This is a genomic window from Flavimaricola marinus, from assembly GCF_900184895.1.
GTDB classification, from domain to species: Bacteria; Pseudomonadota; Alphaproteobacteria; order Rhodobacterales; family Rhodobacteraceae; genus Flavimaricola; species Flavimaricola marinus.
In genome coordinates, this window is record NZ_FXZK01000006.1 from 161899 (window position 1) to 186378 (window position 24480).

Below are 24480 nucleotides of genomic sequence, written 5' to 3' on the forward strand. Positions count from 1 at the left end.
TGCGATTGCCCTCTTGTGTCATATCTGCGCATCTGAGACAAACTCATAACCTTCACCACGATGATGAGGTTTGTTCACTTTGGACCCGCTGACATGCACATAGAGTTCCGCCATCTGCGCACCATCAAGGCGATCCATGACACCGGCGGGCTGGCCCGTGCGGCCGACAGTCTGAACATCACCCAGAGCGCTTTGTCTCATCAGATCAAGGGGATCGAGGATCAGGCGGGCGTCGAGCTGTTCGTCCGCCGGTCGAAGCCTCTGAAGCTGTCCTCCGCCGGGATGAAGCTGCTGGCCGCCGCCGAGCGCATCCTGCCGCAAGTCGCCGAGCTGGAGGCGGAGTTTGCCGGGCTGGTCAGCGGCAAATCCGGCCGCCTGCATATCGCCATCGAGTGCCACGCCTGTTTCGAGTGGCTGTTCCCGGTGCTGGAGCAGTTCCGCAAGGCCTGGCCCGAGGTGGATGTGGACATTCGCCCCGGTCTGGCCTTTGACGCGCTGCCGGCGCTGCGCCGCGAAGAGGTCGATCTGGTGGTTTCCTCCGATCCCGAGGAGCTTCCCGAGACCGATTTCACCCCCTTGTTCGACTATGAGCCGGTCTTCGTGGCCGCCGCCCAGCATCCGCTGGCCCAAAAGACGGTGATCGAGGCGCAGGACTTTGTCGGCCAGACCCTCATCACCTATCCGGTGGACCGCACCCGGCTGGATGTGTTCACGCAGCTTCTGATCCCGGCGAAGGTCGAGCCGGCGGCAATCCGGCAGGTGGAGCTGACCGCCGTGATCCTGATGCTTGTGGCGTCTAACAGGGGTGTGGCGGTGCTGCCCGACTGGGTGGTCCGGCAGGTGCGCTATAGTTCGGACTATGTGACCCGCCCGCTGAGCGGGCCGGATGGCGCCCGCGGCGTGACCCGCCGCCTCTATGCCGCGACCCGTTCCGAGGACACGGCCCGCCCGTTCATGGCCCATCTGATCCGGCTGGCCCGGCAAGAAGCCGTGAAGCTCCAGCGGCCCTAGCCGGCGATTCGGGGCGGGCTGAGCTGTTCTGCGATCATCCGCACGCGAGCTTCGTCGAGCGGGATGGCCCGCCCGAACCGCCAGCCCTGCCCGAAATGCGCGCCAAGCTCCAGCAGCCGGTTGCGCTGCGCGTCGGTTTCGACCCCTTCGGCGATCACGTCCACGCCCAAGCCCTTGGCGATGGACAGGAACCCCTCGACCAGCACCTCGGCGCTGGGATCGATGCCGAGTCCGGCCACGAAGCTGGTGTCGATCTTGAGCTCGTCGAACTCCAGCTCGCGCAGGTGCTGAAACGAGGCGAAGCCGGTGCCGAAGTCGTCGAGCGAAATCCGCACCCCCTGGGCGCGGAAATGCGAGATGCTTTCCTGAATGAAATCGCCGGCCCGCGTGATGAAGACGTCTTCGGTGATTTCGAAGGTGATGAAGGGTTTCGCGCCGGCGAATTTTTCGAGCAACCGATCCAGATCCTGCCGCCCGGAATAGGTGGCGAGCGTCACCTCGGGCACGTTGATCGAGACCTGACCGGGGTTGAGCCCTTCGGCGAGCAGCCCGGTGACGTCCGACAGGACCGCTTCGGCCATGTGATTGAGAAAATCGCCCTGTAGCCCCAATTCGTCGATCTGCGGCAGGAACCGTCCCGGCAGCAAAAGCCCCCGTTCGGGATGGTCCCAGCGGGCCAGCGCCTCGAACCCGGTGAGGCAACCCGTGCGCAGGTTGACCTTGGGTTGATAATGCGGCCCGATCTGGCCCTTTTCCAAGGCGTCGATGATGCAGGCGCGGTCCTGCAAGGTGACCCTCGGGGCGAAATCCTCCTTGTGATACAGGATGACCTTGGTGCCGGTATCTGTCTTGGCCCGATACATCGCCTGATCGGCGGCGGCACAGATCGCGTCGACCTGGTTGTTGCCCATGCCCGTCATCCCGATGCCGAGGCTGGCCCCGACCCGCAGCTTTCGCCCCTCGTAGACGATCGGCTCTTCGATGCTGGCCAGCAGCGCCGCCCCGAGCGCCTCGGCCTCTTGTGCCGATCGCAACCCTGGCTTGGCGAAGGCAAATTCATCGCCGCCGAACCGCGCCGCGACCCCGATGTCGCCGGCCGCCTCGGTGAGCCGCTGCGCCAATGTGACCAGCACCTGATCGCCTGCATCGTGGCTGTAGCTGTCGTTGATCGGCTTGAACCTGTCGAGGTCGATCAGGAACACCGCGACCTGACCGCCGTAGGCCCGGGACTGGATCAGCGCGGCGACCTTGTCCTCAAAAGCCCGTCGGTTGAGCAATCCGGTGAGGCTGTCGCGCCGCGTCAGCTTCTCCAGCGCGGCGAGCCGGGCGTTGGCCTCTTGCCGCGCCGCATTGAGCGCGGTTTGCGTGGCCTTTTGCATGATCAGCGTCTGCACCGTGTTGCTGCCGTAGATCACCATGATCCCGGCCGCCATCCACCATTCCCAAGCTGCCCCGGCGACGTGCCCCGACTGGTTGGCCGTCACCATCGAGATCACCACCACCAGAAATCCCGGCACAAGCTGGCTCCAATTGTAATAGGGCAGCGCGGTGAAGGTGTTGGTGATGTAGACCGACACGCCAAAGACCCAGACGAACCCGGTGAGCAGCAACGGCACCGAGGGTTGCATGGTCAGCAGGATCGCCGGGGCGAGATAGGCGAAGGTCGAGACCGAATTCGTCGTCCACATGACGAGGATCAGGGCAATGCTGATCTCGCTGGGGTGTTCGGGCAGAATCGAGGTGCAGACCCGCAGGATGACTTCGGTCAGCAGGATCACGGCCGCCAGCAGGAACACCAGAAACGGATCGCTGACCATGTAGCAGATCATCAACATCGGCAGGATCGACGTCAGCCGCTTGAACAGATCGCGCATCGAGACCTGCATGACCAGCATCAGTTCGTTCTGTAGCGTGTCGAGAAGGGTCTCGGCCTGTGTCACGGGATGCTCCGTTCCTGTCGCATAGCGCGGAAAGTGACCCGTCGGCGCAAGGATTCCCTTAATGGCCCAAGGTCATTCGCCTATAAGTTGTCTCAAATGCGATCTACTTGCCAGCGTCATCCGCGTGGCCGCCCGGTTTGATCCGCCACTGTGATCCCCCTGCGCCGCTATGTGCCCGTATGGCGCATCCGTGCGGGATTCGCCGCACCGGGGCCGGAAGCGGTCGTCCCCCCTTGTTCCGTGCGGGTCATGCGCCTATACGCCCGATCTACACCTGATCTGGAAGAGAGACCAAGAGCCATGGCCGGCAGTGCGAACCTCAATGTGATGATGAAAACCGCCCGTCGGGCCGGGCGGGCGTTGCTCAAGGATTTCGGCGAGGTCGAGCAGTTGCAGGTCTCCAGCAAGGGCCCGGGCGATTTCGTCAGCCGTGCCGACCGGACCGCGGAGCAAACGATCCGCGAGGCGCTCCTCGAAGCCCGCCCGACCTATGGGTTTCTGGGCGAGGAGGGAGCCGAGATCGAAGGCGAGGATCCGACCCGCCGCTGGATCGTCGATCCGCTCGACGGCACCACCAACTTTCTCCATGGCCTGCCCCATTGGGCGATCTCGATCGCCCTCGAGCACAAGGGCGCGATCGTCGCCGGTGTGATCTATGACCCCGTCAAGGACGAGATGTTCTACGCCGAGAAGGGATCGGGCGCCTGGCTGAACGAGAGCCGTCTGCGCGTATCCGGCCGCAACCGCATGATCGAGAGCATCTTTGCAACCGGCGTTCCTTTTGCCGCCAAGAACACCTTGCCTGCCACCTTGCAGGATCTCGCTCGACTGATGCCCGAATGCGCCGGTGTTCGCCGCTTTGGCGCGGCGGCCCTCGATCTGGCCTATGTCGCTGCAGGCCGCTACGAGGGCTATTGGGAGCGCGAGGTCCATATCTGGGATATCGCCGCCGGCCTCTTGATCGTGACCGAAGCCGGCGGGTTGATCGGCCCGATCCGCGAGGGCCATGATCCGCTGACCGACGGCGACGTGATCGTCGCGAACGGCGAGATCTTCGAACGCTTTGCCAAGGTGATCCGCGCCCGCGGCGTATGATCGCCCGACGCGCGAGCCAAGGCATCCCTTTGCCCCCGGGGCGGGAAATCCTGACCCCCATGGGGCTATTGCCCCAAGTTTCCTCGTGCTAACCTTCGGTCAACGACTGTTGGTTAACTCGAGGACTATCATGATCCGATCCCTTCGCTCCCCTCTGGCCGCTGCCTGTGCGGCGGCCCTTCTCGCTGTGGCCGCGCCGATGGCGCAGGCCGCCCAATGCGGCAACGATGCAAGCGGTTTCAATGCCTGGAAACAGGCCTTTGCCTCCGAAGCGGCGGCGCAGGGCGTGGGCCAGCGCGGCCTTCAGGCGCTTGCCGGGGCGAGCTATGCCACCCGCACCATCGCGGCCGACCGCAACCAGCGCGGTGTCCGTTACGAGCTGAACGAATTCATCCGCATCCGCCTTGGCTCGCTCGACAGCTTTGCCGGCCAGATGCGCAGCCGCTACAACGCCAACCCGGCCTTCTATCAGAGCCTCGAGCGCGCCTACGGCGTGCCTGCCGGCATCCTGCTGGCGATTCACGGGATGGAGACCGGCTTTGGCCGCTTTATGGGCGACGAGAACGTCGTCAGTTCGATCCTGACCGTGGCCTATGACTGCCGCCGGTCGGATTTCTTTGTCCCGCACGCGCTGGCGGCCCTGGTGATGGTGGATCGCGGCAGCCTTGATCCGTCGACCCGCGGTGCCGCCCACGGCGAGTTGGGCCATACCCAGTTCCTGCCGGGCAATGCCCTGCGCTATGGCGTTGACGCCAATGGCGACGGCCGGGTTGATTTCTACAACCAGTCCGACGCGCTCGCCTCGACTGCGAATTTCCTGCGTCAGAAGGGCTGGCAGCCGGGCCAACCCTATCAGGAGGGCACCGCCAATTTCCGGGTCCTGAACGAGTGGAACGCAGCGACCGTCTATCAGCAGGCGATAGCTCTGTCCGCCGCGCGGATGTGAATCGGGGGATAGGGCGCCGTTTGGCGCCCTACCTGCCCATCAGAGGGCGAAGAGAAAGTCGTCTGCGCCGACGTCGCTGCTGGCGACACCCTGTAACTCGATCGTCCCGTAGGCAGTGCTGACTTTGGCATTGCCCCAAGCGTTGTCCGCCACGCTGACGTCCGCTTCGGTGAGCGTCTTGATGTCGGTGAAGTCGAGCACATCGACCCCCAGTTCAAAATCGAGGATGATGTCGTGCGCGCCGTTGGCGTCTTCTTCGTCATGGAACATGAAGCTGTCAGCCCCACCGCCGCCAAACATGATGTCGTTGCCGATGCCGCCGTAGATCTCCTCGCCAGCATTGGTGCCAAGCACGAGGTCTTCGCCTCCGGCGTCTGGCCCGGAGTGGACGCTGTAGGTGTATTGGTCACCCGACAGCGCTGAGATGTGATAGACTACCCCGGTGCCAAAATCGATCGCCTCCAGCCCGGAGGCCGTGTCGGCGAAGTGCCCTTTGATCGTGACCTGACCGGAGGTTCCGAAGGCGGCGTTGTCGTAGCTGATGATCAGGTCATCGCCCGAAATCGCAACACCGATGGAGTGCAGGGCGATGTCGAGCGTGCCGAGCTGACCCAATTCCAGCGTGTCGATATTAGACGAATAATAGCCGTTGAGCACCGGCGCGTCGCCCTTTTCGTTGATCAGGTCTGTGCCGCCGTCTGACGTTGAGACGACATAGGCATCGCCGCCGCGACCGCCGATAAGGATGTCGAGCCCAGCGCCGCCCGCCAGTTCGTCGTCGTCATTGCCGCCCAGAAGGATGTCGAAGCCGCCGTTGCCGTTGAGCACGTCAGCGCCGCCGCGACCGATCAGAATGTCGGTTCCGTTTGTCCCGTTCAGGACGTCGGGTCCGTCGGTTCCGGGCGTCGCCTGCAGAGCAATTGGCATGGTGAGTGCGCGAAGGCTGTGGATGCTGGTGCCGAACATGGGCTTGTCTCCTTATTCTATGACCAAAGAAGACCGCCCCAAGCCACACCGGGCAATTGCACTGTGGTTTAGCAGCCCGCACAGCCCGCCATTAAACCTGAGTTTAGGGGACCAATCGTCGCAGACCCGCAAAGCGAAAGGGGCCCCAGACTTGCGTCTGGAGCCCCTTGATTTTGTTTGCATTTGCCGGGATTAGTCGGCGGCTTCTTCTTTGGTGGCCTCTTCGCCGGTCTCTTGGTCGACGACCTTCATCGAGAGCCGGACCTTGCCGCGATCATCGAAGCCGAGCAGTTTGACCCAGACTTCCTGACCTTCCTTGAGCACATCCGAGGGATGGTTCAGGCGACGGTTTTCGATCTGGGAGACATGCACGAGGCCGTCTTTCTTGCCGAAGAAGTTCACGAAAGCGCCGAAGTCGACGAGCTTGACCACGGTGCCTTTGTAGATCTTGCCTTCTTCCGGCTCGGCCACGATGGACCAGATCATGTCGTAGGCCTTCTTGATGGCTTCGCCGTTCGGGCTTGCGATCTTGATGATGCCGTCGTCGTTGATGTCGACCTTGGCACCGGAGACTTCGACGATCTCGCGGATGACCTTGCCGCCAGAGCCGATGACTTCGCGGATTTTATCCGTCGGCACCTGCATGGTCTCGATCCGGGGCGCGTGGACGGAGAATTCCTGTGCCCCGGTCAGTGCCTTGCCCATCTCTTCGAGGATGTGCAAACGGCCGGCTTTGGCTTGTGCCATCGCCTTTTCCATGATCTCGGGCGTGATGCCTGCGACCTTGATGTCCATCTGCAGCGAGGTGATCCCGTTCTCGGTCCCTGCGACCTTGAAGTCCATGTCGCCGAGGTGGTCTTCGTCACCCAGGATGTCGGTCAGGACCGCGTAGGAGCCGTCCTCTTCGAGGATCAGGCCCATGGCCACACCGGCAACGGCGGCTTTGAGCGGAACGCCTGCGTCCATCATGGCGAGCGAGCCGCCACAGACGGAAGCCATCGAGGAGGAACCGTTGGATTCCGTGATCTCCGACACCAGACGGATGGTGTAGGGGAAATCGGTTGCCGCGGGCAGAACCGCCTGAAGCGCGCGCCATGCCAGCTTGCCGTGGCCGATCTCGCGACGGCCCGGTCCGCTTACGCGGCCAACTTCACCCACCGAGTAGGGAGGGAAGTTGTAGTGCAGCAGGAAGTTCGATTTGAAGTTGCCGTGCAGCGCGTCGATGAATTGCTCATCATCGCCGGTGCCGAGCGTGGTGACCACGAGGCCCTGCGTTTCGCCACGGGTGAACAGGGCGGAGCCGTGTGTCCGGGGCAGAAGGCCGGTTTCGCAGACGATCGGACGCACGGTGTCGAGGGCACGCCCGTCAATCCGCTTGCCGTTCTTGACCACATCGCCGCGCAGAACGCTGGATTCCAGCTTCTTGAGGGCGGTGCCGAGGTTGGCGTCTTCGAGCTGCTCTTCGGTGAGCGTCTCCTTGATCGCGTCCTTGGCGGCCGACACGGCGGCGGTCCGCTCTTGCTTGTCGGTGATCGCGTAGGCGGCGCGCATCTTGTCTTCGCCGGCGGCTTTGACGGCCTCGTAGAGGTCGCTGTAGTCGGGCGCCTGGAAGTCGAACGGCTCTTTGGCGGTCTCTTCGGCCAGGTCGATGATCAGGTCGATCACCGGCTGGATCTGCTCGTGCGCGAAGTTGATCGCACCCAGCATTTCGGCTTCCGACAGCTCGTAGGCTTCGGATTCGACCATCATCACGGCGTCTTTGGTGCCGGCGACAACCAGATCGAGCCGCTGCTCGGGGTTGTTGCGCAGGTTGTGCATGTCGTCGATGGTCGGGTTCAGGATGTATTCGCCATCCTCGAAGCCAACGCGTGCACAGGCGATCGGGCCCATGAACGGCGCGCCGGAGATCGTCAGAGCCGCAGAGGCTGCGATCATTGCGACGACGTCGGGGTCGTTGACCAGATCGTGCGACAGAACGGTGCACATGATGAGCACTTCGTTCTTGAAGCCGGGGACGAACAGCGGGCGGATCGGACGGTCGATCAGGCGGGCTGTGAGCGTTTCCTTCTCGGTGGGGCGGGCCTCACGCTTGAAGAAGCCACCGGGGATTTTACCCGCGGCGTAGTATTTCTCTTGGTAATGCACGGTGAGCGGGAAGAAGTCCTGCCCCGGCTTTTGCTGGCGGGCAAAGGTGACGTTGGCCATCACGCTGGTTTCGCCGAGCGTGGCAATGACAGAACCGTCTGCTTGACGGGCGACCTTGCCGGTTTCCAGTGTCAGCGTCTCTTCGCCCCACTGGATTGATTTCGTGACTGTGTTGAACATGTGTGTTTCCTGTTTGGGCCGCAGCCCTTCCTACGTAGGGGGCGTATTCCCCCTGACCCCGCTATCTTGTTTGGCGCTGGGTCCGGGCGCCGGATCGGATCAAGATGGACGGGGCCTAACCGATTTCGCGCGGTTTGGGAAGGGGAGGGTTTGTTTGGGGGGCGGAGTGTCGGCATTGTGGACAAAGTGATCTTTCGAAGCGTTGACGCAAACGTCCGCCAATACTCATGCAAGAATGTCTTTCACCGATGCTATGGGCACCACATCTTTGAGAGATTTTGCCAGAGCATTGTCGAGCGTGACGAAGGCGTCTGCTTGTAGCTTCGCCAACGCCACATATTCCGACTGCATCGTATCGCCCAAACCAAGCTCTTCGGCCATGTCCCAAGCAACCTTTTGCAGAACACGGTCTCCAAGCAGCCTGATCTTCAATGCCCGCATGTGATCGAGCCGAGCATTCGCCTCCGCGCGATTAAACTCATCACGGCGGACCGACACAAATAGCTCGGACAGAATTTGTGATCTGAGCAAAGTAGGCGCCAAAAGAGTGCTTTTCGCCGGTATTTGTGCGCGTTCTCTGACAAGCTGCAGGGCGACATCAAGTGAGATGACAAAGCGCATGAAGAATGCTCACTTTCGAAGTTGGCTGGGTAAACGTTAGCAGACGTTTGTGTGCCGTGCAGCCTCCGTCACTTAGGGCTTTGAGCGGGCATTCCGGCGGGCCAGCGCCGTCGACCGGTTCGGGCTAGCCGTGGCGTGGTCAGCCCTTTTGCGCCTGCCGCCCCCGCCACCGGATGAACAGCCCCGAGAACACGATCAGCCCGGAGCCCAGGATCATCGTGCCGCTGACCTCCTCGCCAAAGAGCAGCACGCCGAGCCCGATGCCGAACAGCAGGCGCGTATACCGGTAGGGTGTCACCGCCGAGACCTCGCCGGTGCGCATCGCCCGCATCAGGCAGCCGTAGGCGAAGGCCCCGGACAGGATCGCCCCGATGAGAAGCAGCCCCGCCGTGCCCGAGGGCATCACGAAGGCGGCGCCCTGCCACAGCCCGTAGATCGCTCCGGCCAGAACGATCGTCAGAAAGCCGTAGACCCCAAGCAGCGCTGTGCTCAGCGAGGCGGGCGCGGCCCGGCTGGCCAGATCCCGCCCCGCGAAGCCGAGCATCCCCAGAACGGCGATGATCGACAAGGCCGAGAAGCTGTCGGTCCCCGGCTGCACGATGATGATGACCCCGATCAGCCCGATGACGATGGCCACCCAGCGCCGCCACCCGACCGTTTCCCCAAACACCAGCGCCGCCCCGGCGACCACGACCAGCGGCGTGGCCTGCAGGATTACAGTCGCCGCCGAAAGCGGGATCAGGGTGATCGCGAGGGTGTAGAACAGCCGCCCGACGAGTTCGAAGACGAAGCGCACCCGCATGGCGGGCGAGATCACGTCGGGGGTATAGAGCGCCTCGCCATTCCACCGGGCGACCGCGGCAAAGACCGCCGCACCGCCGAGCCCGAACAGCACCATGATCTGCCCCACGGGGACGGACGTCGCAGCCGATTTGAGCAGACTGTCTTCGATGGCGAAGAACGCCATTGCCGTGATCATCCAGAGGCTGCCAATCAGGTTGGACCGGCTGTCGATGGCGATGGTCGGGCTCACGGGCGATCCTGTCTGGGGCGAGGTCGGCCGCTCGGGCCTTGGGCGTAGGGATGCACCACCCCGATACCGGCTGGCAAGGCCGCACCCGTCGGAAACGCAAAACGCCCGCCGGAAGGCGAGCGTTTCGGATGACCTCGGAGGGGTGCCGGATCGCGGTCTTGCAGGCAAGACCGTCTAACCTGCACTCCGTCGATGCTTCAAATCAGCGGCGCAGGCCGAGACGTTTGATCAGGTCGGTGTAGCGGGCTTCGTCCTTCTTCTTGACGTAGTCGAGAAGCTTGCGACGCGTTGCCACCATCACAAGCAGGCCACGGCGACCGTGGTTGTCTTTCTTGTGGGTCTTGAAGTGCTCGGTCAGCGTGGCAATCCGCGAGGACAGGATTGCGACCTGCACTTCGGGGGAGCCGGTGTCGCCGGGCTTGGTGCCGTATTCGGAAATGAGTCGGGCTTTTTCTTCGGGCGTAATCGACATCGGGGTCTCCTTTTATATCAGAGGGTTATGGCGCAGGCCGGGATGTCGTCCAGCAAGGCCCGTGGAGGGACGCCCGGACATTTGGCCCGGACGATGGCTGCGCATAGGGGATCTTGCCCCAAAAGGGAAGGGGTTTCGCAAAAGGCCGTGAGGTCTTGTGCCCCCGAGTGCCGGGCCGCAGCTCCTATTGCGCCAGCCCGATGTAGCCTGCGTAGCCGATCAGCATCGCCACGCCCATCCCCCGCCCGATCCGCGCCCAGAGGAGCAGCAGCACGGCCAGCAGCACCGAGACGCCGAGCATCACCGGCAGGTCGATTCCGAGAAAGCGCGCCGCCACCGGGATCGGCGTGATCAGCGCGGTGGTGCCGAGGATGCCCAAAACGTTGAAGATGTTGGAGCCGATGACGTTGCCGATGGCGATGTCGGACTGCCGCCGCATCGCCGCGATCAGCGAGGTCGCAAGTTCGGGCAGGGAGGTTCCCACCGCGACGATGCTCAGCCCGATGAACGCCTCGGACAGCCCGAAGGTCCGTGCGACCGACACCGCCCCGTCGACGAGAAACCGCGCCCCGAACAGCAGGGCGACAAAGCCCACGATCACCCAGAGCAGCGCCCCGGGCAGGCCCATAGCCGGCCCGTCGATTTCGTCGTCCCGGTTGTCGGTGCCGGGGGAGACCAGCGTCCAGACCAGGTAGCCCCCGAGCGCCGCGACGAGCACCGCTCCGGCGGGCCGCGAGATCTCGCCCATCCCGAACAGCGGCAGCAGCAGAAGCGCGGCGCCGATCATCACGCCAATGTCGCGCCGCAGCGTCCCAAGGCCCATGCGGATCGGTCGTATCAGCGCGGTCAGCCCGAGGATCAGCAGGATGTTGGCGATATTGGAGCCGACGATATTGCCGATGGCGATGTCGGGCACCCCGTTGAGCGCGGCTTGCAGCGAAACCAACAACTCGGGCGTCGAGGTCCCGAAGCCGACGACGGTCAGCCCGATCACCATTGGCGAAATGCCCAGACGCCGGGCGATCTGGACGCTGCCGCGCACCAGCGCCTCGCCGCCCAGAAACAGACCGGCCAAGCCGGTCACGATCAGAATATAGTCCAAGTCAGCCCCCCGCGGCGGGCGGAGCGCCGGCCTGCGTTGGGTATGTCAGGTTCGCCGCGCCCTGCTGCAAGATGGCCGCGGAAATAATTCTTTGCCGGGCGGGCTGGAGGTGCGCGGCGGCCGCGTCGCCGTCACGCCTGAACCAGTTGCACCTGACCCAGATCGAGCCCGCTGATCCCCGGCAACACCGCGATCGGGTTGCCATTGGCCATCAGCGTGGTGCCGGTTTCGTCCTCTTCGATGCTGAGGTCGGGGGCGGTGTCGCCGTCGTAGACCACGACGATCGTGTCTTCGCCGGTTGCGAAATCCTCGACCGTTGCGGTGCCGATGGACCCCGCCTCGAGGTTGAAGATGTCGTCGCCTGTGCCGCCGTTCATGTGGTCGAAGGCCCCGCCGAGCAGGACGTCTTCGTCGGCCCCGCCGTTGAGGTAGTCCCGTGCCGCCACGGTTTCGGAGCCTCGCCCGTCGATCAGATCATCGCCGGATCCGCCGTGCAGCACGTCTTCGCCCGCGCCGCCGAACAGGCTGTCGTCGTCGAGCGATCCGTGCAGCGTATCGTCGCCGTCGCCGCCGAACAGGGTGTCGTCGCCGCCACCGCCGTTGAGCGTATCGCTGCCCGTCCCACCTGCGATCCAGTCGTCGTCGACATGCCCGAAGAGGTCGTCGTCGCCGCTGCCACCGTAGAGGCTGTCGTCGTCGCGTCCGCCGTGCAATTCATCGCTGTCTGCCCCGCCGCCGATGATGTCGTCGCCGTCGTTGCCGTCGAGAATGTCGTCCCCGGAAAGCCCGGCCATGACGTCCCGATCTTCGCCGGCCTGTTGGTAATCCGCCCCGCCGCTGCCGAGGTAGAGCCCGTAGGGATCGTTCTCGTCGTCGTTGAGATCGTTGAGATCGCGCAGTGGCGGATCATCCTCGGCATCGGCGGGCGGCCCGTCACCTTCGGTTTCGGTGGATGGCGAGGGCAGCATGGCCATGCCGGCGATGGCGATGCCAAGGAGGGAAAACAGAGCGAGCATTGACACTTTTCCGGAACGAGGGACCGCCCCCGCAGGCCCCGGTGAATTGTGCAGCCACAATAGCAGACCGACCCGCCGCTTTCGTCCAAAATCTATATAAAAGGTTAACGGTCTAGCTGCCGAAGAACGGCCGGAAAGCCGCAAGCACCTGTTCGGGCACTTCCTCCATGGCGAAATGCCCCGATTGGCAGCTGCTGTCCGTGACCTGCGGTGCCCATGACCGCCAGAGCGCGGCCGGGTCGCCGGTTTGTGCGGGGAACCCGGTTTCCGCCCAGAGAAAGTGCAGCGGGGCATCAATCTGCCGCCCGGCGGCCTTGTCGGCCTCGTCGAGTGCCCGGTCGAAGGTGGCCCCGGCCCGGTAATCCCCGCACATCGCATGGATCCGGGCCGGATCGCGCGCTTGGGCGCGGGAGCTTTCAAGTGCTGCGTCGGAGAAGGCCGAAAGGTCGCGGCTCCGCGTCCATGCGCCGAGCGTCCAGTCGATGTAGCCCACCGGATCGGCACCGATCATCCGCTCGGGCAGGGGCTCTGGCTGGGCGAGGAACGTCCAGTGGTAGGCCTTGAGCGCGAGATCGGCTGTCCAGTTGGCCCAGAAATCCCCGGTCGGCACGATCTCGATGATCCCGAGTTTCAGCAGCCGTTCGGGATGGTCGAGCGCAAAGCGGTAGGCGACCCGCCCGCCCCGGTCATGCCCGAGCACATGCGCCTGACCGATCCCGAGCGCGTCCATCAGCCCCGCGACGTCATTGGCCATCTGCCGTTTGGAGTAGGTGCTGTGGCTGGCATCGTCGGGCGGGGCGTCGCTGTCGCCGTAGCCGCGCAGATCGGGGATTATCACGTCGAAATCCTGCGCCAGCGTCGGTGCGACATGTTCCCAGCAGTGATGGTTCTGCGGGTAGCCGTGCAGCAGGATCAGCGGGGTGCCGGAACCTGCACGGTGGACCGAAAGCCGGACGTCGCCGGTCTGCACAAAGCTATGGCCGAAGCCGTCGATCATGGCAGGCTCCAGCGTTCGGGCTGCTGGCTGTAGCTGATGTAGAGCGGGTGCTTGGGGTGCCCGTCCTTGGTGAGCCCCAGCGTGTGCAGGTCTTTGCCGGTGGCCCGCAGGAGGCGCGTTACGTCGGCCCCACGGTCGAGATGTGCGCCGTGGGTGCCCCATGCGCAGACGATCCGGTCGTCCGGTCCGGTGATCCAGTCAACCGCGCTGTCGCGGATGGCGGCATCGTTGAGCGGCCCGACCGGATCGGCCGCCGCCCGCATCTTGCGCGGATCGGTGTCCCGCCACGCGAAGATGTTGGTGACCCGGAAGCTGCCAAAGCCCAACGTCCGCGCCCGCCGCTCGCACCGTTCGACGGTGGGGTCGTTCTGCACTTCGGTGGCGGTCGAAGGGTTGAGCATGATGAACAGCGCCTTTGGCCCGGACGCGTCCCACGTCCGGGTCAGAAGGTAGCGATACGCTTCGCAGCTCGAATACACGGCCGTGCTGGCCGCATCGTCCTTGAGATGCGTCCGGGTGATCGTGTCGTTCTGGTCGGGTGGGGTGACCCCCACCTTAGCTGCTGGCATCGCCGATCTTGTCTTGCGTCTTGGTCTCGAAATCGCTGGCGTCGTGCCGTTCGTGAAGCTGGGTTTCAGGCTCGCCGAAGGCACGGTTGACCATGCGCCCCCGTTGCACCGTTGGTCGCGCGTCGATGGCCTCGGCCCAGCGCATGACGTTCTTGTAGCTGGCCACGTCGAGGAATTCGGCTGCCGAGTAGAGCCGCCCCAGAACCAGCTGCCCATACCACGCCCAGATCGCGATATCTGCGATGGTGTAGTCGTCGCCGGTCAGATAGGTCCGCTCGGCCAAGGCCCGGTCGAGCACGTCGAGCTGCCGCTTGGTCTCCATCGCGAACCGGTCGATCGGGTATTCCCATTTCTCGGGCGCGTAGGCGTAGAAATGCCCGAAGCCGCCGCCGAGGTAGGGCGCGCTGCCCATTTGCCAGAACAGCCACGACAGGCATTCGGCCCGAAGGCTCGGATCGGCGGGCAGGAAGGCGCCGCCGTGCTTTTCGGCCAGATAGAGCAGGATTGCCCCGGATTCGAACACCCGCGTCGGCGGTGTGGTCGAATGATCCATCAGCGCCGGGATCTTGGAGTTCGGGTTCACCTCGACAAAGCCCGATCCGAACTGATCGCCCTCGCCGATGTTGATCAACCAGGCGTCGTATTCCGCGCCGGAGTGCCCGGCGGCGAGCAACTCTTCGAGCAGGACCGTGACCTTGACCCCGTTGGGCGTGGCCAGCGAGTAGAGCTGGAGCGGGTGCTTGCCCACTTGCAGCGGCTTGTCGTGCGTCGCCCCTGCGATGGGCCGGTTGGTGCTGGCGAACTTGCCGCCGTTGGATTTGTCCCACGTCCAAACGGCGGGTGGAGTGTAGCTGTCGGTCATGTCGGGCCTCTTTGATGCGTTTGCCCAAGTGATGCCGCAAAGTCGGGGGGGATGAAACCCTCCTTACCGTGTGTCGCCTTGGTCGCCGCCCGAAGGCCCGCGCGGCCTTGCTCTAGTCTGCCGGCAGGAAGACCCGTGTCGGATGCAGGTCGCTGCCCATGTATTTGCCCACGGCAATCGCCTGCCCGTTGTGGCTGGCCCAGCATTCCTCGCCGTATTCGGCATCGCCGGGATAGACCATGCCGGGATTGCCGTTGCGCAGCTTGGCCACGCTCGCCTCTGGGCAAGTCAGTTCGGGCAGGTCGTAGAGCCCCATTTCGAGCGGTTGCAGAAACGCGTCCAGATCGCGCGACTTTGCCATTTCCTCGATGGTTTCGATCTTGACCCCGTCGGCGGCCTTGAACGGCCCGGACCATTCCCGCCGCAGGCTGACCACATGCCCGAGGCAGCCCAGCTTGCGCCCCAGATCGCGGGCGATGGAGCGCACATAGCCGCCTTTGCCGCAGGTCATCTCCAGCACCGCGGTATCGGCGTCGGGTCGGGCGGTCATCACCAGCTCTTCGACCCAGAGCGGCCGGGAAGCCAGTTCGAAATCCTCGCCGTCCCGCGCCTTCTTGTAGGCCCTCTGCCCGTCGATCTTGACCGCCGAAAACAGCGGCGGCACCTGGTCGATGTCGCCGACAAAACCGTGCAGCGCCTCTTTGATCTCTTCGTCCGTGGGCCGCAGGTCGGAGGTCTCGATCACCTCGCCCTCGGCGTCGTCGGTGTTCGTCGCCTGCCCCCAGCGCACGGTGAAGGAGTAGCATTTCAGGGCGTCGGTGATGTAGGGCACGGTCTTGGTCGCTTCGCCCAGCGCGATGGCGAGCACGCCTGTCGCCTCGGGGTCGAGGGTGCCTGCATGTCCGGCCTTGGCCGCGTCGAAGGCCCATTTGACCTTGTTCACCACGGCGGTCGAGGTCCAGCCCGCAGGTTTGTCGACGACCAGCCAGCCCGAGATGTTGCGACCTTTGCGTTTGCCCATGATGCCCTCTGCCTTGAAAGACCTGCGGGGTAGAGTCTCTGTGCTATGACGTCAAGCGGGGAGGGTGATGCCGCCGGTGGCAATCCCCTTTCGCCTATTCGAACACACCGATCATCGGCCCCATCGCAAAGCCCGCATCGTTCCGCCCCAGATCCGGCGCATAGAGCCGCGAGATCCGCCCGTCGAAGTAGAGCGCCTGTGGCAGCCCCAGCCCGTCGCGGAAGAACCGCCCGAATTCGTGGAAGCTGACCGCTTGATCCGAGATCACGAAGACCGCCCGGTCGCCCGCGTCGGAAGTGCCGACCCCGTTGCGGATGAACCGCGAATCCGAATCGGCCAGAAACCGCGGGTGCAGCGCCCCGTCGATCACCAGCATCGGCCCCGACTGGGTGGCATCCCGACAAGCCGGAGCGGCCTCGGCAAAGGCGAGCGTCTCGTAGACCCGCGCGCTGTCGTCCGTCAGGCAGAGCACGCCGTTGGGCAGCAGCCCGAAATTGCCGGGGCTTTCGTTGGTCAGAAGCCGCATGACCTCGACCCCGTCCTGCACGTAGTGCCCGACCGGCCTGCGGTCGGGGTGATACATGCCGGCGTTCATCGCAAAGCGCAGGGTCTGCTCAGGTCGTTCGGCGGCGAGCGCGGCAAAGCTGCCGAGCCCGGTGCCGTCGCCCCGCCGCAGAAAGAGCGCCAGTTCGTCACGGGCCGGGTCGACGTCGCAGACAGAGTAGGACAGCCCTTCGAAGCCTACGGTTTCGCAGGTCACCGCGCTGGCGGCCGACCCTGTCAGAACCGCCACAAAGAGTGCGGCGGCGCGGATCAATCGTCCAGGTCCTGCCGGACGTGCTTGTCGGCGAACAGCGCCGTCGTCCGATCCATCCGGTCGAATGTATCGTCGATTTCGAACCGCAGCTCGGGCGCGAATTTCAGCGTCATCCCCTTGACGACGAGGTGCCGGATTTCGTGCTTGTTGCGCCGCAGCGCCTCGAGCGCCTCGTCCTGCCCCTTGCCGCCCAGAGGCAGCACATAGGCGGTGGCGATCCGCAGATCGGGTGAGACCCGGACTTCGCCCACGGTGATCGACATGCCTTGCAGGTCTTCGTCGTGGACCTCGCCGCGTTGCAGCACTTCGGACAGCGTCCGACGCAGCAGTTCGCCGACCCGGAGTTGCCGTTGCGATGGTCCTGCGCTCGCGGTGCGCGAGGCGGACGATGAGGAGGATTTGTTTTTGGCCATGCCGCCCATGTAGGTGTTTCTGCACCGGATGTGAAGCCAGCCCGAGATCCGTGACGCAAGGATTTGCCCAGACCCGCCGCAACCGCTATGACCGCCTTCGAAAGCGAAAGGGTGAGATATGACGCAACTGCCGGGGATCGTAGTCACAGGCGCATCGGGCCGCATGGGCCGGATGCTGATTCAGGTCATCGTGGCGTCCAATGCCGCCCGGCTGGTCGCGGCCCTGGAGCGTCCGGGCCACGACTGGGTCGGCCGCGATGTGGGCGAGGCGATGGGCGGTGCGCCGATCGGTGTGACCGTCACCGACGACCCCCTCGAAGCCTTTGCCAAGGCGCAGGCAGTCGTGGATTTCACCGCCCCGGCCGCCACCGTGGAATTCGCGGCCCTCGCGGCGCAAGCCCGCGCCGCCCATGTCATCGGCACCACGGGCCTGAGCGACGAGGACCTGACCAAGATCGCCGCCGCCGCCCGCCATGCGGTGATCGTCCGGGCCGGCAACATGAGCCTCGGCGTCAACCTGCTGGTCAAGCTGACCGAGAAGGTCGCCGCCGCTCTGGATGCCGATTTCGATATCGAAGTGATCGAGGCCCACCACAACAAGAAGGTCGACGCCCCCTCCGGCACCGCCCTGATGCTGGGCGAGGCTGCCGCCCATGGCCGTGGCGTCGCACTGGCCGATGTGTCGGACCGTGGCCGCGACGGCATCACCGGTGCCCGCAAGCGCGGCGACATCGGCTTCGTCGCCATTCGCGGCGGTGACATCGTGGGCGAGCATGACGTCCTCTTTGCCGCCGAGGGCGAGCGCATCACGCTGCGCCATGTCGCCTCGGACCGTGCCGTCTTTGCCCGTGGTGCGCTGAAAGCCGCGCTTTGGGCGCAGGGCCGCAACCCCGGCGAATACGACATGATGGACGTTCTGGGCCTCTGACCGCGCCTTTTTGCCGCAAAAAGTGAACCGATCGGCAAGATCGTCCGTCTAATCAGGGAAAGCCTGCTTGGAGGACGCCCGATGAAACGCCTGATTGCCGCCGCCCTGATCGCCCTGACTGCCGCCCCTGCCGTCGCGCAGGATTTCTCTCCGATCACAAGCCGTGACGCCTTTTTGCAGATGATCGCGGACCGCCAGATGCGCCTTGGCCGTTTCGGCGTGAACATCGTCGTGCGCTCCAACGGCGCGATCGACGGCTCTGCCGTCGGCTGGCCGATCACCGGGTCGTGGACGTGGCAGAACGGCTATTTCTGCCGCGACATGGATTGGAGCGGGACCGAGATCCCCTATAACTGCCAGCTGGTCGAAGCCGCCGGCGACCGCGTCCGCTTTACCGTGGATCAGGGCGCGGGTGACAGTGCGGTCTTTCGGCTTCAGTAACGGTCTGTCGCGGTCGACCTAGAAGTCGATCGCCAGACCCTTCTTCTCCCAATCGCCGTAGCGTACGGGCTCTGGCCCGGTCGGCCCGCCCTGTTCGGGGGGCAAGTCTAGCTTCGCCGCCTCTTTGCGCCGCGCTTCGGCCTCGGCCAAGGCGCGCTGGGCGGCGGGGGGCAGGTCTTTGCTGTCGCTCATCTGGGTGCCTCTCTCTTGTGCGGCCCGTATCCCTGATATACCCCGCCTCAATACATCGACAAGGGGCGACAGATGGCGGATCAAGACGGGCGTGCGCCCCGCAAGGCGGCGTTGGACTTGCTGCAGGGGGTGACGGCCGAGGGCCGCCTGCTTCCCGAGCTGATGGCGGCCGGTGCGTTGAGCGCCTTGCCCCCGGAGGATCGTGCCCGCGCCCAGCGCCTCGCCATCGAGACCCTGCGCGCAATTGATCGCGCGGACCGTTTGCTCAAGCCCTATCTGCAGCGCAACCCGCCGCTGATCGTGCGCAACGTGCTGCGCCTCGGCGTCGTCGAGATCGTCGGGGGCGCCGCGCCGCACGGTGTGGTCAATGCGATGGTCGGCATCGTGGGGCAGGGCAAGCGCACCGCCCAGTTCAAGGGTTTGGTCAATGCCGTGCTTCGCAAGGTCGCCGCCGATCCCGCCGCGTGGGACAAGCTGCCCGCCCCCCGTCTTCCCGGTTGGCTGCGTCAGCCTCTGGTCGCCGCGTGGGGTCGCCCGGCGGTAGAGACGATGGAGGCGGTGCAAGCGGTTGCGCCCCCGTTGGACCTGACCCCGAAGGCCGATCCGCAGGCCGTGGCGGCGGCGGTCGGCGGCATCGTCCTGCCCACCGGATCTGTCCGCCTCGCGAGCGCGGGGCAGGTGACTGCCCTTCCCGGATATGACTCGGGCGACTGGTGGGTGCAGGATGCGGCGGCGGCGCTGCCGGTGCGCCTGTTGGCCCCCAAGTCGGGCGAAAAGGTTCTCGACCTCTGCGCCGCCCCCGGTGGCAAGACGATGCAGATGGCCGCAGCCGAAGCATCCGTCACCGCGATTGATCTGTCCGAGGCCCGGATGGCCCGTGTGTCGGCCAATCTGGCCCGCACCGGCCTGACCGCCGAGGTGATCGTGGCCGATGCGATGGCATTCGACCGGGGCGGCTTTGACGCTGTTCTGCTCGACGCGCCATGCTCGGCCACCGGCACGATGCGCCGCCACCCGGACCTGCCCGTCGCAAAGGACGGTTCGGAATTCGGCGCCCTGATCGCGCAGCAAGAGGTGATGATCGACCATGCCTTGAGCCTGCTGCGCCCCGGTGGCCGCTTGGTCTTTTGCACATGCAGCCTCTTGCCCGACGAAGGCGAGGTCCAGATCGACGAGGCTTTGGCCCGTCATCCGGGCCTGACCGTCGACCGCGCCGCTCTCGATGTGCCGGGCGTCGATCCGGCGTGGCGGACCGAAGAAGGCGGCCTGAGACTGCGCCCGGATTACTGGGCCGATCAGGGGGGGATGGACGGGTTCTACATGGCGTGTCTGACCACCCCGGCCTGAGCCGCGATTGCGCCCGCCCGCCGAAATCCGGGATGGGATGACAATCGCGTGACTTGTCCGGCCCGTGGGCGTATCATACTCAACATAACAAGCATGCGAAACGCATCGAACAGAGGCAGCAGACCTTGGCCAGTGGGCAGACTTGGACAGCGCGGCGCACGCGCCTTCTGAACCAGATTCATGCGCGTCTGGCCGGTCGGCCAGCGCCGGCGACCGCCTTTGTGTCGTCGCCCGAGCCGCGCACGATCGGCCAGTATGCCAAGGGCCGTCAGATGATTGCGGGCAACTTCCTGTTTGCCGGCCATCTGATCGAAGCCCCCAATACCCAGATTTGGGATATCGCCCCGGAGGATGCCCCTTTCGTGGATGCTCTGCACGGTTTCGGCTGGCTCGACGATCTGGCGGCCGTCGGAGACCGCAAGGCGGCCGAGCGGGCGCAGGACTGGGTCTATGGCTGGATCAGCCGCTATGAAAAGGGCCGTGGCCCCGGCTGGACCCCGGACCTGACCGGCCGCCGCCTGATCCGCTGGATCAACCACGCGGTCCTGCTGCTGCGCGGCCGCGACAAGGCCGATGGCGACAGGTTCTACCGCTCGCTGAGCCGGCAGGTGGTGTTCCTGTCCCGCCGCTGGCGCACGGCCGCCCCCGGTTTGCCCCGTTTCGAGGCCGTCACCGGCCTGATCTATGCGGGTCTGTCGCTGGAGGGCATGTCGGGCCATGTGCAGCCCGCGATCCGCGCCCTCGAGAGCGATTGTCGTGAAGACGTGGATGCCGAAGGGGGCATTCCCAGCCGCAACCCGGAAGAGTTGCTCGAGGTCTTCACCCTGCTCACATGGGCGATTGCGGCGCTGAAGGAAGCCGGAGAGCCGGTGCCGCAATCGGTGACCGACGCGATCAGTCGGATCGCCCCGACCCTGCGCGCGCTGCGCCATTCCGACGGCGGATTGGCCCGGTTTCACGGCGGTGGCCGCGGCCTCGACGGCCGATTGGACCATGCCCTTGCCAATTCCGGGGTGAAGGCCTTTCACCACGGCGGGCTTCACATGGGCTATGCCCGGGTCACCGCGGGCCGCACCAGCCTGATCGTGGATGCCGCCGCCCCGCCCAAGGGCCCGGCCTCGGCCGATGCCCATGCCTCGACCCTCGCCTTCGAGATGACATCCGGGCGGCGTCCGGTGATCGTCAACTGCGGATCGGGCGCCAGTTTCGGCCCGGAGTGGCGCCGGGCGGGCCGCGCGACCCCCAGCCATTCCACCCTGAGCATCGAGGGCTATTCCTCGGCGCGTCTGGGGCCGTCCGGCCACGATGGCGACCCCCGCGAGATGCTGGTCGACGTCCCCGAGACGGTCGTCTGCGAGATTCAGGAGGCCGGCGGCGCGTTCAAGCTGCAGCTGTCCCATAACGGCTGGCAGCGCACCCATGGCCTGACCCACGGCCGGGTGATCGATTCCACCGCCGATGGCCGCAGCATCCTCGGAGAAGAAATCCTCACCACCCTGAGCACCGCCGACGAAGCCCGTTTCGACCGGATGCTCGACGGCTTCCAGCTGCAAGGGATTCCCTTCAGCGTCCGGTTCCACCTGCATCCCGACGTGCAGGCGGATCTGGACATGGGCGGCACGGCCGTTTCGTTGGCGCTCAAGAGCGGCGAGGTCTGGATTTTCCGCCAGGAGGGCGCCTCCGACATGCTATTGGAGCAGTCGGTCTACCTCGAATCCGGTCGATTGCGCCCCCGTTCGACAAAACAGGTGGTTTTAACCGGCGTCGCAATGTCCTATGCGACCCGCGTGCGTTGGTCACTGGCCAAAGCTCAGGATACGCCCGACGTGGTGCGCGACTATGCGCGCAGCGGGCCGTCGCTGGGGTTTGGTCCGGATGGTCGCGCCGAGGAGCCCGAGACCTAACCGACCCCGAGAGGACCAAGCTGCCATGACCGACCTGCAACCTCTGCGCCGCGCATTGTTGTCTGTATCCGACAAGACCGGCCTGATTGATCTGGCGCGTGCGCTGTCGGACCGGGGGGTGGAGCTGCTCTCGACCGGCGGTTCTGCCGCTGCGATCCGCGATGCGGGCCTGCCCGTCCGCGACGTGTCCGAGGTGACCAAGTTCCCCGAGATGATGGACGGCCGGGTCAAGACCCTGCACCCCGTCGTCCACGGCGGATTGCTCGCCGTTCGTGACGATGCCGGCCATGTCGCCGCGATGACAGAGCACGGCATCGATCCGATCGATCTGGTTGTGGTGAACCTGTATCCGTTCGAGGCCACCGTGGCCCGTGGTGCCGGCTTTGCCGAAACCATCGAGAATATCGACATCGGTGGTCCGGCGATGATCCGCTCTGCCGCCAAGAACCATGCCTTCGTGAACGTCGTCGTCGATGTCGAGGACTACGCCCCGCTGCTGGCCGAGTTGGAGGCCAATGACGGCCGGACGACGCTCGCTTTCCGTCAGTCCCTTGCCCAGACCGCCTATGCCCGCACCGCCGCCTACGACACCGCCGTCAGCACCTGGATGGCCGGCGCGATCGGAGAGACTGCGCCGCGCCGCCAATCGGTGTCCGGCACCTTGGCCCAGACCCTGCGCTATGGCGAGAACCCGCATCAGGCCGCCGCGTTCTATACCGACGGCACCGCCCGCGCAGGCGTGGCGACCGCCACGCAGGTGCAGGGCAAGGAGCTGTCCTACAACAACATCAACGACACCGATGCCGCCTATGAGTTGGTTGCCGAGTTTGCCGATCTGGGGCCGTGCTGCGTGATCGTCAAGCATGCCAACCCCTGTGGCGTCGCCAAGGGCGACACGCTCGAAGCCGCCTATCGCGCCGCCTATGACTGCGACCGCACCAGTGCCTTTGGAGGTATCGTCGCCCTGAACCAGCCGCTCGACGAGGCAACCGCCAAGGCGATCGTGGAAATCTTTACCGAGGTTGTCATCGCTCCGGGTGCGTCCGAGGCCGCGAAGGCCGTATTTGCAGCCAAAAGAAACCTGCGTCTCTTGTTGACCGATGGTCTGCCCGACCCGGCGGCTGGCGGGATGACCGTCAAGCAGGTCTCGGGCGGCTTCCTCGTGCAGGGCAAGGACACCGGCCAGATCTCCGAGGCCGATCTGAAGGTCGTGACCAAGGTGCAGCCGACGCCCGAGCAGATGGCCGATCTGCGCTTTGCTTGGATCGTCGCCAAACATGTGAAGTCGAACGCGATCGTCTACGTCAAGGACGGCGCGACCGTGGGTGTCGGCGCGGGCCAGATGAGCCGCGTGGACAGCACCCGCATCGCCGCCCGCAAGGCCGAGGACATGGCCGAAGCCTGCGGCCTTCCGGCCAGCCCGGCCAAGGGCTCTGTCGTGGCATCGGATGCATTTTTCCCATTTGCCGACGGGGTCATCACCGCGGTCGAGGCCGGTGCGGTTGCACTTATCCAACCTGGTGGATCGATGCGTGATGCCGAAGTCATCGCCGCCGCCGATGAGGCCGGCATCGCGATGGTCTTTACCGGTATGCGCCACTTCCGGCACTAGAGGAGACGCGGATGCGCCTGACATTGTGGACTGCATTCTGGGTGTTCCTGCTGGATCAGGCGTCGAAATATATCGTCGTCCACTGGATGGATCTGATCACCCGGCTGCACATCGATGTCTGGTCGCCCTTCATCGAATTCCGCATGGCGTGGAACCGGGGCGTGAACTTCGGCCTGTTTGCTTGGCTGGACATGCGTTGGTTCCTCGTGGTGCTGGCCTGCGTCATCACCCTGCTGGTGCTGTTCTGGATCCGCCGCGACGGCGGGTCGCGCTGGACGTTTCTGAGCGCGGGCCTGCTGGTCGGGGGGGCGATGGGCAATGTGGTCGACCGCGTCCTCTATGGCGCGGTGGCCGATTTCCTGAACGTGTCCTGCTGCGGCATCGAGAACCCCTATGCCTTCAACGTAGCCGATATCGCCGTCTTTGCAGGAGCGGTCGGCCTCGTGATCTTTACCGGCGACGGCAGAAACGGGCGGAAATCGGCGCGCAAGCGCCCTGCCAAAAAGGCATCGTGACCTACATGTTGTGGTAGGTTAGAGTTGCGCGGGGACAAGTTGTGAAGGTAGCTGCCATGAAGAAAGCCGTTTTGAGCATGATCGCCGTGGCGAGCCTCGCCGCTTGCGGCTCCAGAGCCGACGGGCCGCAGCTTTACGAGGCGACCAACGAGCCTGCCGAATACCTCGTGGTCCCTGCCAATCCCCTCGTCATCCCGAGCACCCTGACCCTGCCGCCGCCCACCCCCGGTGGCACGAATCGCGCCGACAGCGGCCTCGTCCGCACCGCGCCAGCGCCGGAGTAACGCTCACAACCGCGTGGCCCGCCTTGCGTTGCCGGCTCAGGCGCTTACTTA

The 24480-nt window shown here is 65.0% G+C and carries 25 protein-coding genes; 10 read left to right on the top strand and 15 right to left on the bottom strand.

What is annotated here, in order from left to right; translation table 11 throughout:
- Window positions 1–93: 93 nt before the first annotated feature.
- Complete coding sequence (locus tag LOM8899_RS15545; protein ID WP_093993159.1) at window positions 94–1011, top strand: LysR family transcriptional regulator; 918 nt, start codon at window positions 94–96, stop codon at window positions 1009–1011.
- On the opposite strand, the gene LOM8899_RS15550 is transcribed toward LOM8899_RS15545, so the two are convergent.
- The gene (locus LOM8899_RS15550) at window positions 1008–2951 is read right to left on the bottom strand and encodes a putative bifunctional diguanylate cyclase/phosphodiesterase (protein WP_093993160.1); all 1944 of its coding nucleotides are present in this window, start codon (window positions 2949–2951) and stop codon (window positions 1008–1010) included. The genes LOM8899_RS15545 and LOM8899_RS15550 overlap by 4 nt on opposite strands.
- A gap of 300 nt (window positions 2952–3251) precedes the next feature.
- Between LOM8899_RS15550 and LOM8899_RS15555 the strand changes: the two genes are divergently transcribed.
- A complete protein-coding gene (locus tag LOM8899_RS15555) occupies window positions 3252–4046 on the top strand; it encodes an inositol monophosphatase family protein (RefSeq protein WP_093993161.1) in 795 nt (264 codons plus the stop codon).
- Between the two features lie 130 nt (window positions 4047–4176).
- The gene (locus LOM8899_RS15560; protein WP_093993162.1) at window positions 4177–4992 is read left to right on the top strand and encodes a lytic murein transglycosylase; all 816 of its coding nucleotides are present in this window, start codon (window positions 4177–4179) and stop codon (window positions 4990–4992) included.
- A 39-nt stretch (window positions 4993–5031) separates the two neighbouring features.
- Here the strand turns inward: LOM8899_RS15560 and LOM8899_RS15565 are convergent, their stop codons facing one another.
- From LOM8899_RS15565 to rbfA, 13 genes are all read right to left on the bottom strand, one after another.
- Complete coding sequence (locus LOM8899_RS15565) at window positions 5032–5958, bottom strand: calcium-binding protein (protein ID WP_093993163.1); 927 nt, start codon at window positions 5956–5958, stop codon at window positions 5032–5034.
- Window positions 5959–6150: 192 nt separating this feature from the next.
- Window positions 6151–8283 (bottom strand): polyribonucleotide nucleotidyltransferase, encoded by a 2133-nt coding sequence (gene pnp / locus LOM8899_RS15570; protein ID WP_093993164.1) that lies wholly within the window; start codon window positions 8281–8283, stop codon window positions 6151–6153.
- A 225-nt stretch (window positions 8284–8508) separates the two neighbouring features.
- On the bottom strand, window positions 8509–8904 hold the full coding sequence (locus LOM8899_RS15575; RefSeq protein WP_093993165.1) for a PIN domain-containing protein: 396 nt from the start codon (window positions 8902–8904) through the stop codon (window positions 8509–8511).
- A 139-nt stretch (window positions 8905–9043) separates the two neighbouring features.
- Complete coding sequence (locus tag LOM8899_RS15580; protein ID WP_093993234.1) at window positions 9044–9883, bottom strand: DMT family transporter; 840 nt, start codon at window positions 9881–9883, stop codon at window positions 9044–9046.
- A gap of 256 nt (window positions 9884–10139) precedes the next feature.
- The gene (rpsO, locus tag LOM8899_RS15585; RefSeq protein WP_093993166.1) at window positions 10140–10409 is read right to left on the bottom strand and encodes a 30S ribosomal protein S15; all 270 of its coding nucleotides are present in this window, start codon (window positions 10407–10409) and stop codon (window positions 10140–10142) included.
- A 184-nt stretch (window positions 10410–10593) separates the two neighbouring features.
- Entirely contained in the window at window positions 10594–11511 is a 918-nt protein-coding gene (locus LOM8899_RS15590; RefSeq protein ID WP_093993167.1) for a calcium/sodium antiporter, read from the bottom strand.
- 131 nt (window positions 11512–11642) lie between these two features.
- Window positions 11643–12527, bottom strand: a complete 885-nt coding sequence (locus tag LOM8899_RS15595) for a calcium-binding protein (RefSeq protein ID WP_093993168.1) — start codon at window positions 12525–12527, stop codon at window positions 11643–11645.
- A 112-nt stretch (window positions 12528–12639) separates the two neighbouring features.
- Window positions 12640–13524, bottom strand: coding sequence for an alpha/beta fold hydrolase (locus LOM8899_RS15600; RefSeq protein WP_093993169.1), 885 nt, complete (start codon window positions 13522–13524; stop codon window positions 12640–12642).
- Window positions 13521–14093, bottom strand: coding sequence for a DUF1643 domain-containing protein (locus LOM8899_RS15605; RefSeq protein ID WP_093993170.1), 573 nt, complete (start codon window positions 14091–14093; stop codon window positions 13521–13523). Before LOM8899_RS15605 ends, LOM8899_RS15600 begins: the two co-directional genes overlap by 4 nt.
- Window positions 14080–14955 (bottom strand): glutathione-dependent disulfide-bond oxidoreductase, encoded by an 876-nt coding sequence (gene yghU / locus LOM8899_RS15610; RefSeq protein ID WP_093993171.1) that lies wholly within the window; start codon window positions 14953–14955, stop codon window positions 14080–14082. The genes LOM8899_RS15605 and yghU overlap by 14 nt, the downstream gene beginning before the upstream one ends.
- A gap of 112 nt (window positions 14956–15067) precedes the next feature.
- Window positions 15068–15976, bottom strand: coding sequence for a tRNA pseudouridine(55) synthase TruB (truB, locus tag LOM8899_RS15615; RefSeq protein ID WP_093993172.1), 909 nt, complete (start codon window positions 15974–15976; stop codon window positions 15068–15070).
- A gap of 94 nt (window positions 15977–16070) precedes the next feature.
- Window positions 16071–16793, bottom strand: coding sequence for a phosphodiester glycosidase family protein (locus LOM8899_RS15620; RefSeq protein ID WP_093993173.1), 723 nt, complete (start codon window positions 16791–16793; stop codon window positions 16071–16073).
- Complete coding sequence (rbfA, locus tag LOM8899_RS15625) at window positions 16790–17206, bottom strand: 30S ribosome-binding factor RbfA (RefSeq protein WP_093993235.1); 417 nt, start codon at window positions 17204–17206, stop codon at window positions 16790–16792. Before rbfA ends, LOM8899_RS15620 begins: the two co-directional genes overlap by 4 nt.
- Window positions 17207–17324: 118 nt before the next feature.
- On the opposite strand from rbfA, the gene dapB reads away from it, so the two are divergent.
- Both dapB and LOM8899_RS15635 read left to right on the top strand, forming a co-directional pair.
- Window positions 17325–18134: a 4-hydroxy-tetrahydrodipicolinate reductase gene (dapB, locus tag LOM8899_RS15630; RefSeq protein ID WP_093993174.1), complete on the top strand. Its 810-nt coding sequence runs from the start codon at window positions 17325–17327 to the stop codon at window positions 18132–18134.
- An 81-nt stretch (window positions 18135–18215) separates the two neighbouring features.
- On the top strand, window positions 18216–18575 hold the full coding sequence (locus tag LOM8899_RS15635) for a dihydrodipicolinate reductase (protein WP_093993175.1): 360 nt from the start codon (window positions 18216–18218) through the stop codon (window positions 18573–18575).
- An 18-nt stretch (window positions 18576–18593) separates the two neighbouring features.
- Here LOM8899_RS15635 and LOM8899_RS15640 read toward each other — a convergent pair whose 3' ends face one another.
- The gene (locus LOM8899_RS15640) at window positions 18594–18767 is read right to left on the bottom strand and encodes a DUF1674 domain-containing protein (RefSeq protein WP_093993176.1); all 174 of its coding nucleotides are present in this window, start codon (window positions 18765–18767) and stop codon (window positions 18594–18596) included.
- A gap of 72 nt (window positions 18768–18839) precedes the next feature.
- Between LOM8899_RS15640 and LOM8899_RS15645 the strand changes: the two genes are divergently transcribed.
- From LOM8899_RS15645 to LOM8899_RS15665, 5 genes are all read left to right on the top strand, one after another.
- Complete coding sequence (locus LOM8899_RS15645; protein WP_093993177.1) at window positions 18840–20114, top strand: RsmB/NOP family class I SAM-dependent RNA methyltransferase; 1275 nt, start codon at window positions 18840–18842, stop codon at window positions 20112–20114.
- Window positions 20115–20239: 125 nt separating this feature from the next.
- A complete protein-coding gene (locus LOM8899_RS15650; RefSeq protein WP_093993236.1) occupies window positions 20240–22018 on the top strand; it encodes a heparinase II/III family protein in 1779 nt (592 codons plus the stop codon).
- A 25-nt stretch (window positions 22019–22043) separates the two neighbouring features.
- A complete protein-coding gene (gene purH / locus LOM8899_RS15655; protein ID WP_093993178.1) occupies window positions 22044–23630 on the top strand; it encodes a bifunctional phosphoribosylaminoimidazolecarboxamide formyltransferase/IMP cyclohydrolase in 1587 nt (528 codons plus the stop codon).
- Window positions 23631–23641: 11 nt separating this feature from the next.
- Entirely contained in the window at window positions 23642–24145 is a 504-nt protein-coding gene (gene lspA / locus LOM8899_RS15660) for a signal peptidase II (RefSeq protein ID WP_093993179.1), read from the top strand.
- A gap of 56 nt (window positions 24146–24201) precedes the next feature.
- Complete coding sequence (locus tag LOM8899_RS15665; RefSeq protein ID WP_093993180.1) at window positions 24202–24429, top strand: DUF3035 domain-containing protein; 228 nt, start codon at window positions 24202–24204, stop codon at window positions 24427–24429.
- Window positions 24430–24480 lie beyond the last annotated feature (51 nt).